Source organism: Paucibacter soli, from assembly GCF_037482845.1.
Classification (GTDB): domain Bacteria; phylum Pseudomonadota; class Gammaproteobacteria; order Burkholderiales; family Burkholderiaceae_C; genus Paucibacter_B; species Paucibacter_B soli.
Genome location: NZ_JBBHJW010000009.1, coordinates 155,472 through 168,326, shown reverse-complemented (window position 1 = coordinate 168,326; position 12,855 = coordinate 155,472). Strand labels below are relative to the sequence as shown.

Sequence of the window (12,855 nt, the reverse complement as noted above, 5' to 3'; positions counted from 1 at the left end):
CGGGAACTTTCTACCAACGCCCATGCTTGCAATTGCCCAGGAGTTGGGCGCACGTGACGGCGCTCCAGCGCCAGAAGTCGTCCAACGCGTGTCTGAGGTTCTGAATCGTGTGCATGGCATGGTCGGGCTGATGGTCCCGAATTCGATGCCATTCGAAGAGAGTGGCGCGCAAACGCTATTGAGTTACTTCCAGCCAATCGTCGCGCCTGCACTCAGGCACGAGGCAATGCCGGCTGACTTGCTTGACGCAATGCCTGGAATGTTCAAGCCCGCTGCGCCGCTGAGTTCCTCGGCTGTTGGCGACATTGCAATTCGGATTCCGGCCAATCGCCTGAGGTTGTCGCAGGTTGTTTTGTCATCGGCAGTTCCTGCGGGCGGTTGGTCCGAAGTCGATATGGATCGCTTTCCATCCCCGGGCATGGCGCTGAGCCACTCCATTGGCAATCGACAGCCGGTAATCTGCCAGGTGACGATCAAGGGGCCGAATGCAAAGGCAAAGGCAGCTGCCGCCCGTCTGGCGGTAGGTTCACAAGAACCGATGGACGATGCCATTCTTCGCGCCCGCATGACGTCTCCTCTGGCGCGCCAGTTGGCCGCAGGCACTTCGCGCTGGGTGGCGCTGCCGGAAATCGTCGCCCTTTCACGATTAATTGATATCGTGCCAAAGCGAATCTTTATTGCCGGGGACCTGGTGTCGCCGCAAGCCTCGCTGGTCATCCCGCCTCCTGTGTTCTCACCTGCTGCGGCCGCATCGATCTCAGCTGGGCTCTTCGCTGAGCTCTACTTGCATGCAGTGAGCTCAGCCGCTGCCTTGAATCAAGTTGAAAGAGGTATGCCGACGCCGCAGGTATTCACTGTGCGTGCAGCCTGGCTGGCTTCCGTGGCCAGGTCATACATGCTCCAGGAGGCTTTGGCACTCGCGCAATCAAACTTCAATGTCACCTATGTTGGACAGTCACATTTGACCGTGTCCATCAATCGCCGCGCACTCCGGAATTTGCGAAAGCATGTTGCAGCCTCGAAGTTGCTCTCATATCCAACTGGGCTGAAGTATCTGGAGCAAGCCGCATTCCATGCTCGAGAGATCCATGAAGTCCCGCTTGGAGGCCAGCAATGAATAGCATCCCGAGAATCATTCCTGCAGCCCCTATTGAGTCCAGCGATCAGCAGCGGGACCTTTTCTTTTCCATTGAGCTCAATGCCAGGATCTCCGGAAACTCTGAAGTTCTAATGGAACTAGATCGAATCCAAGGGCTGCTACTCGGACCAGCGAATCGGGTTTCAGAAGGCGCTGAAGAGGCGGCGATGCAAGAGGGCATAGATGCCATCGAAAGAATTCTGCGCAACCTTGAGCTGAAAGCTTCCAAGCAAGCCTGACCGATATGACATCTAGGAATCAAATGACATTTATCTCGAAATTCGTCGAAGAAGTCGCATCAGCTCTGGGGCAGGTTTTTCACACCAACATGCCTGCATACTGCGACATCGAGACTGCAGACACAGACTACGCACTTGTTACAAAGCGCGGCGCATTGGTATCCGGTCTCAAACTCGATGGCATGAAGTTCGCTGTCGGTCCTGAGGAGTTTGAGCGCACCGTCGACATCATCACCCGTGCTTTCCAGAGTTTCCTGAACAATCCTGGCCACACCATTGATGTTTTTGCATCTCGCGATGCCTCTGCAGTTCGCAGCCAACTTCGCACCATGTCCAGCGGGGTTCGTAAGACCTGCGAGGCCATCGGTCTGGAGGTCGGTGACATCATCAGTGCCAATGAGAACGAGGTTGCAAAGCATACGGCTGCCGAAGCTGTCTACATGACCATTTGGTCTCGCCCAAGCTTGCTCTCAAAGCGCGAGGCGAGCGATGGAGTGAAGGAGTTGCATGCTGCAGCACGAAAGGTACCTCCCATCGGCCGCAATGTTCAAGATCCCTTCTCGACGATCCGCGCTCTTCGTGAGCGGCATGAGGCGACTGTCCAGTCGGTCTATGAAGACTTGCGCAGTGCTGGCCTGATGTGCGAGAAGCTCACTGTCCATGACATGCTGCGTGTGGCGCGTCTCGAGATTGATCCCGACTTCACGGCGCCAGACTGGAAACCAACGTTGGTTGGTGACACTATCCCTGTATTGCAATCTCCCGGTGTGCTGCGCCGGGAAGACGCAACTTCGCTTGACTACGCGGATATTCAGATTCCGTCCGTTGCCCGGCAACTTTTCCCACGTGATGCCTTCAGGCTCGACTCTAAGTTCGTCGTCGTGGGAGAGCGCGCGTTCGCTCCGGTCTTCGTTGAGATTCCGCCCCGCGAGGTCATGCCGTTCGAGGCGCTATTTGACAAGCTGAATTCGGCAAAGATCCCCTGGCGCGCTCAATTCCGCCTGGACGGCGGAGGCATGAAGTACATGGGGACAAAGGATGCACTGTCTACCATTCTCTCGATCACGTCGGGTGCCAATCAGCGCATAGCCGAGGCCATGAAGGATCTCAAGCGTGTCGAGTTCGAGGGGAACACGAACGTTCGAATCCGGATGAGCTTTTGCACATGGGCGCCGGCCAGCAATCGTGAACTATTGGTCCGCCGTTCGGCGCGCCTCGCGCAGACTCTGTCTGCTTGGGGCAACTGCGAGGTTCGTGAGGTGTCCGGCGACTCGATGCTCGGCATGATGTCTACCGTACCGTTCGTGACGGAGGAGTGCGCAGCAAATGCCGGCGTAGCCCCGCTCGCTCACATTTCGCGCATGTTGCCCGTTATGCGTCCTGCGAGCCCTTGGAAGGCCGGTTCGATCCTGTATCGAACCTTGGACGGGCGCGTGATGCCTTTCCTGCCGGGCTCATCGATGCAGTCAACCTGGAATTACATCTTCTTTGGCAGACCTGGTTTCGGTAAGTCGGTGCAGATGCTGAACTTGTTGCTGAGCTCCTGCATGCAGCCCGGCATCCACCAGCTGCCGCGCATTGGCATTGTTGATATCGGCCCGAGCTCGCAGTATTTCGTCAACATGATTCGGGACTCTCTCCCGAAGAATCGGCGACACCAAGCCCAGGGCTTCAAACTTAAGACCAGTGTTGACTACGCCATCAATCCGATGGACCTGCCATTGGGATCGAGATTCCCTACCCCGGAGCACAAAGCATTTATTGTCAACATCCTGACACAGATCGCTACGCCGGCGGAATCCAGCAGCCCATACGCGCGGATGTCTGAAATGGCGTCCAAAGTGGTGGATGACATATACGCCGCCTACAGCGACGAGGGCGCGCGCTGCTCACCCAAGCGGTACTCCCAGTCCACTGAGCCCAAGGTTGACGAGCTTCTCGAACACTACGGCTTCCACTCTTCGCGCGAGACCAGCTGGTGGAGTGTCGTTGACTTTCTGTTCAGCAAGGGGCACTCACATGAGGCGACACTGGCTCAGCGATTCGCTGTGCCACTCATTCAGGACTGCGTCGCCCTGTCGCCACAGATCGTCGATCTCTTCGGTCGAATCACAGTCGAGTCTGGCCAGAGTCTCCCTGAGGCCTTCTCGAGCTTGATCTCCTCGGCGTTGGTTGACTTCCCGAATCTGTCGGTCGAAACCCGCTTCGATATGGGTGAAGTGAGAGTTGCGGCAATCAATCTGGAAGAAGTTGCCAAGTCCGGTTCTGACGCTGCCAACAAGCAAACTGCCGTGATGTATCTCTTGGCATCCTATGTCCTCACAAAGGACTACCGGATGGACAAGGACACTGTGGCAGCCATGCGGATGCCGGAGATGTATCGCGACTATCACCTCAAGAAGGTGCGGGAGACCAAGGAAGAGCTCAAATGGATCGCTTACGACGAATTCCACCGTACGGCCTCTAGCCCTTCGGTCCAAGGCTCGGTGCTCGTCGACATGCGTGAAGGCCGCAAGTACAACATTGGCGTTGTACTTTCGAGCCAGGGTGCAAATGATTTCCCTCCAACCATGCGCGAATTCGCAACCGGAACGTTCATCGTTGATGCGGGCAGCGAAACCAATGCCCGCGAACTGCAGAAGTTCTTCGGCTTCAACGACACGGCACGTGAGCTGCTCACGAATTACGTGAACGGTCCCAAGAGCTCTGGTGCACCATTGCTGGCAAACATCACCACTCAGCAGGGGACATTCACCCAGCTACTGGTCTCGACACTGGGTCTAGAAACCCGCTGGGCGCTTTCAACGACCAGCGAAGATGTACTCGTGCGGGAGGCTGTCTGCTCAGCCATTGGTGCAGCCAATGGTCGGATGGCATTGGCGGCCGCCTACCCAGGCGGAGCCAAAGCCGCCGTCGAACGACTCCGCGAGGCTGGCCGTAGCAATGCTGTCAGCGAGGTGGCAAAAGAGGCCCTGGATCGGTGGGAGCAACGTCAAATGCTGAAGCAGGCCGCATAAGAATGGGACGCCACGGCGTCCCATTCGCATGACACTACCAGGCACAATTGACGAGAAGCAGCGTACAAGATATACTGTGAACAATGACTTGTTTGTTGTGCGGATTTCATTCGCGCTTCAGGCGGCCTTCACGATTAAGGAGTGGATTGCATGCATACCAATACCGTAGCTACCGCAGGTCAACAAGGCGAACTTACGGGACCGGCGCACCCGGCCGCACAGCGAGTCCAAATGCATCGCAGTGAGCTCGAGCGCTACGTTGTTGATGGTCGCCCAACGGGGCTCCTATTGCGCTCTGTTGCCATGCTGAAGGGCATCGACGCGGACGCAATCGCTCGCTCGTCGGGCATCCCGATGCAGTTGGTGGAGTCGATCTTCAATGATTACGGTGCCGGATCGATCAAGAAGGGCGCTATCAAGCGCGTAGCCCAAGTGCTGGGAATCGACCTGTCTGTCATGCGTTTCGCCGCAGGGCAGGTTCACATTTTCCAGGTCGACCGCATCAAGGCGCGGGCTGGCTCTGAGGAGTTTCGCCAGGCGATGCGTGGTGTCGGACTTTTGGCGCGGAACGTCCGTGCCGCTGAGCTGAAGGTCGGAACTGGCATCCGGGCATTCAAGTGGCGCGGTCGCATGCATGTGGTCCAGAACGATCACTTCCGAGCTCTCTTCGTGGGCTCCGGTAGCAAGAAGTTTGATCTGTCGTTCGTTCCATCGGCAGACTGGGTTTGCAAGGACCGCGCAGATTCGACCGTGCCGATTGCCAATCACGAACTGATTGAAGGCCTGATCGCACGCGATCTGACCGAGGGTGAGTTCGATGAACTCTTCCTGGGCGTTGATGCCTTGACCTGGGATGACATTCGGGTGGCATCGCGAGTGAATGGCGTGAGCAAGGTGGAACTCATGCGCTTCATTGTGTCCCGAGCTGACGAATCCGACGCAACAGAAGACGAGGCAGAAAAGCAAGCTGCAATTCAAGGCCGCCCAGCGCTGCGCCTCGTTGAGTTGCCTGACGCCGAGCCGAGGTACGCCGTCGGCGGAATGTAACTGGGCAGGTGATCTTGGCAAATCTGATTGACTTTCGCACCAACGAGGCCACTTTCGCTGAGGACCTAAAGGCACTCTTGATAGAGGCTGGCGGGTCCAAGCGAAGCGCAGAAGTGTTCATTCAGCTCCGTGGCCTTGGTGGCGAAGATCCGCGTTCTCTTCGTGGCGTCTCGAATGGTCTTTCGGCGGAGCGAATTCGACAACTCGTAGGCGAGCTGGAAGAGGGGGCTTTGGCGCGCCTGAAGGCCGAAGGGGGTGCTGGGCTCGAAATGCTTAAGTCCAACCTCGGCGCCGCTCTGCAAAGAATCGAGAAGCACGCGCCCGGTGCCGACTCTGATATTCAGTCCGCCCTCGCAGCCGATTTCGAGCCGCTTTACGCCTCTCCGGCATGTGTCGTGCGGATGGCAGATATTCTCGGTGTGCATCATGGCTTGCGTCTGACAAAGTGGACTGCACGAACCAAGTTCGCCGACGATGAGCGGGTTAAGCTTGCGACTGCCGCAGACAAGGTTCGTCGAGAAACGGTTACTGGCGTCGTTCCGATTGAGATGCCCGAGGTCTTCGAGCACTTCATCAACTTCTCCCGTCGCTACTCTCGTGGCGCAGGGATTGTCGCAGCCGGCCAATTGGCGCAACGGTATGCCGACAAGTCCGGCGTTGCGCTGGCGCCCAACGAGGCGGTCGCATTCTTGCGTCCCTTTGCTGTGCACCTGGGCCGGCATGATGGTGACGACTGGTTTGCCTTTTTCAACTCCGCCAACGACTTCCTTCGGAAGGCAACGACTCGGGTTGAGCTCTTTGGGCACGGTTCATTCGAGGCGATCAACGAGTTCCATCAGCGCTACAACAGGTCGTCGTACGCCGATGAAAACATGACGATCCCCGAGTCGGCCCTCCGGGCACTCCTGGAGCTGGCTGGTTTCGACGTCCAGGAGGACGAGATCCGACCTATGGCTCCGCTGAAAGGGCAGTCCGGGCGAGGTGTCAGTGGCATCCAGGTTCTGATGGTGAAGGTCTTCCGTGATCTGCTGGCCAGGTCAAGGGGCCAGAAGTCGGTGCGGCGTGCAGACTTGGTTCAGGCCATGCTCGCCGCCGGCATTCGCGAGTCGACTGCTCGCGTCTACCTCGGCAATCAGGGGTTGTTCACTTGCTCCGGCGGCCTGTGCCGTCTGGCAGACAGCAGCGAGGCAGTAGCGGGGATCGACCCCAAGGCTCCTCGCAAGCTTGGCAGGCCGCCCAAAGTGGCAAAGCCTTTGGCTGAGCCCGCCTCAACCTAGAAACGTATGCGCCACGTCGATGGTGCCTTGAAATGATGCTGCGCAGGTGATATCATAAACACCTTGGCGCAGAATCCTTTGCTCAGTGCCGCTGCCGGAGCTCTTCCGGCCATCTTGTTTCCAATCGAACGAGTGAGTCGGCATGTCTGCCCCCATCAGCAATTCTGGAAACAGCGGGTCTCCCCCTGCCTTGAGCCTCAAGGAGCGCATGGCTCGTGCACGCGCGCAGATCGGCGCCAAGGCTGAGGCTGCGCCTCCAGTCCAGGCCCAAGTTGCTGCGCCGGCGCCAGCCGCCGCGCCCACCCCTGCTGCCACACCATTTCAGCTGCCGCGATTCAGGGGCGGCGCCAAGCCGATCACATCGACGCCCACCCTGACGCGCCCAGGCGCGCCATCACTAAAGCCTGCATTGGCCCTCGCGCCACAGGCGCTCCCCAAGCCGTCTGCTGCACCAGCACGGGCAACGCTGTGGCAGACCCGGGCGGCTCCGGCGCCCAAGCCCGCCGAGAAGAATTCCGACCTGGTTGATGTCTCCGGGAAGATTGTTCGCGTGCTCTTCGGCGCCGACGGCAAATCCAGCAAGGTCGGACTCCTGGTGCAGGGCAAGACTGGTGCGCCGTTCAAGCTGCAAGGAACGTTGACTTGCGAAGCCGAGGTCGGTCGGCGAATTTCCGCCAAGGCGGTCCTTGAAGAGCACCCGAAGTTTGGCGCCCAGTACGTCGCACAAATCATCACCGAGCAGGTGCCAATCGACAGGGATGGGGCGGTGGCATACATGGTCCGCGCGCTCGACGGCGTTGGCCAGGCCGTGGCCAACAAGCTGTACGACGTGTTCGGCGAGTCCATCTTCGATGTCATTCAGCATCAACCTAAGCGACTCTTGGGTGTAGGGGGAGTCACGGAGCCCAAGCTCAAGCGAATCACCGACTCCTGGGCTGAGGACCTCATCGTCCGCAACATCTGGGACTTCCTGTCGAAGCACGGCATCAACGGCGAGGTGGCTGCCCGGATCTACGCCAAGTTCGGCAACAAGGCCATGGAGGTCGCCCAGAAGCGCCCGTACGAGCTGGCAACAGTTGAGGGTGTTGGTTTCGACGTGATTGACAAGATTGCGGCCGGCCGTGGCATCCGGGCTGACTCAAGCGAGCGAATTGCCGGCGCAATTGAGTACCTGCTCGAAGCAACGGCCTCGCAGGGGCACACCGCGAAGCCCATGGGTTCCATGGTCGATGAGGTGCAAAAGCTGACCGGCCTCGAGTCCGACAGCAAGATCCAGGTCGTCGAGGACATCCTGCAGGCCATGGTGACGCAGGGTCGCCTGGTGCCGCGAAGCATCAACGGCTCCAGCTGCCTGGCGCTGGCCTCGGTCGTAGAGATGGAGCGGGGCATTGCCCAGCGCCTCAAGATCCTGACCGATGCCGGGAAGTCGGATGACAACCTGGTCAAGAAGGCCAGGGCTGCGGCTGTGCATCTGAAGGATGCGGATCAGTCAGACGCGGTGACCAATGTCTTCGCCTCGCCGGTGTCCGTGATTACTGGTCGCCCCGGGTGCGGCAAGTCGACCGTCACCAGGGTCATCAAGGACGTCGCTCTCGCGGCCGGCTTGAAGGTAGTCATGTGCGCGCCGACCGGCAAGGCGGCCCGCCGGATGGAGGATGCCTCCGGACACCCTGCCGACACCATGCACGCAAAGCTGGGATACCAGCCAGAGGGTGAGGGCGGTTTCATCTACGACGCTAGCAACCCCCTCAAGGGCGACATTTTTTTGCTCGACGAGTTCTCGATGTCGGACACGGCGCTGACGCGCGCGTTCCTGGATGCGATTCCCAAGGGTGCCCGCGTCGTCTTCATCGGCGACGTCGATCAACTGGCCTCCGTTGGACCCGGCGCAGTGCTGCTCGACCTCATCGAGTCGGGCAAGGTGTCCGTCACGCGGCTTCAGACGATCCACCGCACGGCGATGGACTCTGACATCGTGGTCAACGCCCACAAGATCATCAACGGCGACTTCGAGGGCCTGGACCTGCAGGGCAAGAAGGACTTCCGATTCCACGGCGCCACCGATGAAGCGGCAATCCGGCAGACGGTCCTCGAGAAGTACCTGGACATGGTCGACCGCTTCGGCATCGACAACGTCCAGATTCTGGCTGCCCAGAAGAACACGACTGTCGGCGTCGACGCTCTGAACGAGCTCATTCGGCCGATCATGAATCCGGCCAGCCCGAGCAAGCCGGAGATCGAACTTCGGGGGTGGAGCCTCCGCCTTGGCGACCGTGTCATGCGGACGTCCAACAACAAGAAGCTCAAGGTCTCCAACGGCGAAGTGGGTGTCATCTCGGCCGTCGACGTCGAGAACAAGTCGGTCACCGTTGACTTCGGCGACCGCTCGGTTGTCCACACTGGGAAAGAGCTTCGTGCCCTAATCCACGCCTACGCGACGACTGTCCACAAATCGCAGGGCAGTGAGTACGCCGGCGTTCTGACCGTCGTGGCGCCGTCCCATCGCCGAATGCTGAATCGCAGCATCATTTACACCGGCATGACCCGCGGCAAGAAGCAGTCGGACATCGTCGGTGACCTAGCTACGCTGAAGCATGCAGTGAGCAAGCCCGGGCTGCGCCGCTGGACCGGCCTGGCTGACGAGATTCGGCGCGCATTCGGGGACGCAATCCCTACGCCCACTCTCGGATCCTCGCGACTCACTCCCGCTGCCAGCTCGCCAACCATACAGCAGGCAGCAATCGCTGCCGCAACCCAGGCGTCAACGCCTGGCCAACGCACTTCGCTATTCCGCCGCCCTCGGGCATGATTTGAGAGCCGACCATGAACGTCAATCCATTCGACACTCCCTTGTACCTGGTCGACCTGAACATCGACCAAGGTCGCGCCTACTATGGCGTTCGCACCAAGCAGCTGGAGCGAATCGCTCCAGGCGTCTACCTCAACGCGACCCTTTCGCCCGAAGACCGAAAGGAAGTGATTGAGCGCAACGCCGCTCGGATCGTCTCCAGGGCGATCAACGGAGCCATCCTGGCCGGCTCGAGCGCCTACCATCGGCAGCCGGTCGGCCGCACCATGCTCGTCACCACGCCGTGGGGCGGGAAGCCCATGGATATCGGCGGCGTGTTCACGGTCTACTTCACCAGGTCGATGCTCGACGTGGGGATGAACCGGGAAGTCGAGCATGTGACCATCGAGGATGACTTCGGCTCCTCGACCGTGAAGCGCATGGCCGATGAAATGCTGATCCTAAAGAACTTCCAGGTGCAGCGCGGCCGCCCACAGTCAACCTACCTGAATATCCCTGACCTGTCGGCCGTGGTCGAGCGTGCGATGCGCATGCTGGGCGGCCGTGAGCAGCTCATGCGCCGCCTGGAGGGCCTGGCCAGGCACAACGGACTCACGCCTCAGCTGAAGTCGGTCTCTCAGTTCGTGGATGGGGTAGGCAACTACACGGAAGCTATCAAGCCGATTACGGCCTTGAAGGTCTACTGGCACAAGTCGCCCGTGGCCACACTCTCGCACGACGGTCACATCTGGAGCTTCGACTACGAGCGCGGCGTGCAGATTCAGCTTTCCCTGGGCGAGCGGCCTGGCAAGCGGTCTGTCCCAGCCTTCATGGCGTCGCTGCTGTCGGAAATGGGACCCAAGGCCAACGGCACCATGGGCGAGCAGCTCGAGGCCTTCCGTGATGCGCACCGGTACATCTCCAACATCACGGTCCACCAGTCGAACTCGCCTGGCCAGGAAGTGATTCCGGACATGCTCGAGGGGGAGCTGGCGCGCTTCAAGACGCCGCACCTCGAGTTCCGGGGGCGGCTGGACAAGACCCTGGTGCAGACCACCAACGATGAAGAGTTCCTGGTGCGGATGCAGGACAACCCCAGCATGCCGCGGCTCTCGGGCATGCAAGTCAAGCTGCCAGCGAATCTGGCCGGAAACGGCGATCTCTCCCTGTCCATCGACAAGGCCTTCACGCACATCCTGAAGGTCTCCGCCGGCACCAACGCCTACTCGACTCTGGGCACAATGGAGTGGTACTCGCTGACCATCGCCAAGGCCTGCGGATTGCATGTGGAGGAGTTCGCTCTTGTAGACCTCGGGGATCGCGGGCCTGGACTCCTGGTCGAGCGATTCGACATCCGCAAGGATTTCAACGACAAGCGCTTGATCCTCACGGAAGACTTCTGGTCCATCGCGGGCATGCAGGACAAGAATCAGAAGTACAAGGGTGAGCTGATGGACGTCGCCGACGTCATCATGAAGCACTCGACCGACTCGGAAACGGACGGCCGGCGACTCCTGACTCAGGCGATGTTCTCGTGGCTGACCTTCAATGGCGACATGCACTTGAAGAATCTGCTGCTCCTGAAGGAGAGCGAGGATATCCGCAAAGGTTTCTCGAGCATCAGGCTTTCGCCGATGTACGACGTTCTGTGCACGCAGGTCTACCCTGGCGACGCCAAGAGCTCGGCGATCTCGCTGGGCGGCAGCCGCAATCACACCCTTGCTGGCTTCAGGGCCCTGGGCAAGAAGTTCGGCATCGATGCGGCCGAGGTGGACACGATGGCTGACTTCTTGGCCACCGCTATCCCCATGTGGGCCCGACGGATCGCCGACAACCTCCCCGCGGCCATCAAAAATCACTCGACATCAGTGGATCACGTTGACCGCGCAAAGAGCCTCTTCGATGTGCGCTGCATGATGATGATCGAGGAGATCGAAAGCGCCAAGCGCAAGCGCGCCACCGCCGGCGTCGATGAAGCATCACTGAGCGGCTCGTTCAGCGCTGAAGATGATGCCGCCAATAGCATCAACGACCACATTGAAGCTGAGCGCCGCCGCTCATATGTTCGCCCGCCAGCAGCGCCGGCTGCCACCCGCAGGAACGGTCCCTAAGAGCCTGGAGGCTTTTAGGTGCCCGGGGTTTCGGGCTTGGTGTCCGGCCCCGTCGCGCTCGGGCTGCTCCGCGCGTTATGCCGAGCCTGTGCCTGACGCACGATGCGGACGCGAGCAACCTCAGAGGCAATCGGCCTTGGGCCCAATGTTCCGGTCGCGCTGATCCGGCGGCCATAGTGCTCGCCGCCTGTCTTGTTGGTGGCATGGCCCATCAGCGCCGCCACTTCCTCACGGGACAACTGCTTCTTCGCTTCGGAGGAGAATTTGTGACGCGTGCTGTAAAGCTGGACCCAGCGCTTGGAGTTCTTCCTGTTCAGATCGGAGTTGATCCTGAACAGCAGCTTTCGGCACCCCTCGTAGATGCGCGGGTACTCGCCCGACTCGGTGACACCGGTCATGAGCTTGGCGAAGTCCGACACCACGGCAATCAGCTTCGGATCGAGAGCCGAAAGGTTGAGGTGCCGATACTGACCATGGGACCGCCCATTGGTGTTCTTGGCATTTCGAATCCGGAGGTAGGGCAGGGCGGACTCGCGAGTCTCCCCGGTGTCGCCAACGTCCTTGGCCTCGGCATAGATGAGCTCGGCCTGACCCCATTCGTGCGGACGCAGGCCGATTCGCGAACCCAAGAGCAGCCATGTAGACAAGATTGAACTGAACTCACTCGCGGACTTCATGACACGCTTCACAACAGCCTGAAACGCATCGTCCCCGACAGACTTGGCTCGGCGACCAGAGGTCCGTGTGGAACTCTTTGCGCAGACGGATTGATGACCTTCACGCAAAAGCATGACGGCATCTGCAGCCGCCTGAGTACCCATGGCCTCGAAGCGAAAGATCAGCGACGCTTTCATTTGGCGCCATGATGACTTTGACCATTCGGCGCGCATCTCAAGGGCATGAGCAGCGATAACTTGGGCTGACGGGTTGGCAATGGAGAGAACTTTGGCCGTTGAGGCCTCAAACAACATTGCCCGGCGAAGGTAGCTCATCTCTGTCTGAGGCGAGCGCGTTATCTTGGCAGCCCGAGCATTGTCTTCAAGCTGTACAGGGATTACGTTTGAGTAGCGCGTCGTTGACATGATGGTGACGGAAATATACCATACACGTTCGCATTCATCAACGAAGTGGCCATTGCTTGTCAGCAATTGGCGCCATTGATACATGTTCTTTGCTGATTCGCGAGCTCAATGGAAATCAACGAGACTTGTCAACTTGCAACGATTGCGCTATACTGT

Annotated in this window: 8 protein-coding genes; 7 read left to right on the top strand and 1 reads right to left on the bottom strand. The window is 59.4% G+C overall.

All coding sequences use genetic code 11. From position 1 onward, the window contains the following. The first annotated feature begins 22 nt into the window (after positions 1 to 22). The 7 genes from WG898_RS18840 to WG898_RS18810 all read left to right on the top strand — a co-directional run bounded on the left by WG898_RS18840 (position 23) and on the right by WG898_RS18810 (position 11,617). Entirely contained in the window at positions 23 to 1,117 is a 1,095-nt protein-coding gene (locus tag WG898_RS18840) for a hypothetical protein (protein WP_339604321.1), read from the top strand. Then, on the top strand, positions 1,114 to 1,377 hold the full coding sequence (locus WG898_RS18835) for a hypothetical protein (RefSeq protein ID WP_339604320.1): 264 nt from the start codon (positions 1,114 to 1,116) through the stop codon (positions 1,375 to 1,377). The genes WG898_RS18840 and WG898_RS18835 overlap by 4 nt, the downstream gene beginning before the upstream one ends. A gap of 23 nt (positions 1,378 to 1,400) precedes the next feature. Beyond that, positions 1,401 to 4,394, top strand: coding sequence for a putative type IV secretion/conjugal transfer ATPase (locus tag WG898_RS18830; RefSeq protein WP_339604319.1), 2,994 nt, complete (start codon positions 1,401 to 1,403; stop codon positions 4,392 to 4,394). A gap of 150 nt (positions 4,395 to 4,544) precedes the next feature. Further along, complete coding sequence (locus WG898_RS18825) at positions 4,545 to 5,441, top strand: hypothetical protein (protein WP_339604318.1); 897 nt, start codon at positions 4,545 to 4,547, stop codon at positions 5,439 to 5,441. A 14-nt stretch (positions 5,442 to 5,455) separates the two neighbouring features. Then, positions 5,456 to 6,718, top strand: coding sequence for a sigma-70 family RNA polymerase sigma factor (locus WG898_RS18820; RefSeq protein ID WP_339604317.1), 1,263 nt, complete (start codon positions 5,456 to 5,458; stop codon positions 6,716 to 6,718). Positions 6,719 to 6,860: 142 nt separating this feature from the next. Then, entirely contained in the window at positions 6,861 to 9,527 is a 2,667-nt protein-coding gene (gene recD2 / locus WG898_RS18815) for an SF1B family DNA helicase RecD2 (RefSeq protein ID WP_339604316.1), read from the top strand. 14 nt (positions 9,528 to 9,541) lie between these two features. Further along, positions 9,542 to 11,617 (top strand): type II toxin-antitoxin system HipA family toxin, encoded by a 2,076-nt coding sequence (locus WG898_RS18810; RefSeq protein WP_339604315.1) that lies wholly within the window; start codon positions 9,542 to 9,544, stop codon positions 11,615 to 11,617. A gap of 14 nt (positions 11,618 to 11,631) precedes the next feature. Here the strand turns inward: WG898_RS18810 and WG898_RS18805 are convergent, their stop codons facing one another. Then, on the bottom strand, positions 11,632 to 12,783 hold the full coding sequence (locus WG898_RS18805) for a hypothetical protein (RefSeq protein WP_339604314.1): 1,152 nt from the start codon (positions 12,781 to 12,783) through the stop codon (positions 11,632 to 11,634). Between the last annotated feature and the right edge of the window lie 72 nt (positions 12,784 to 12,855).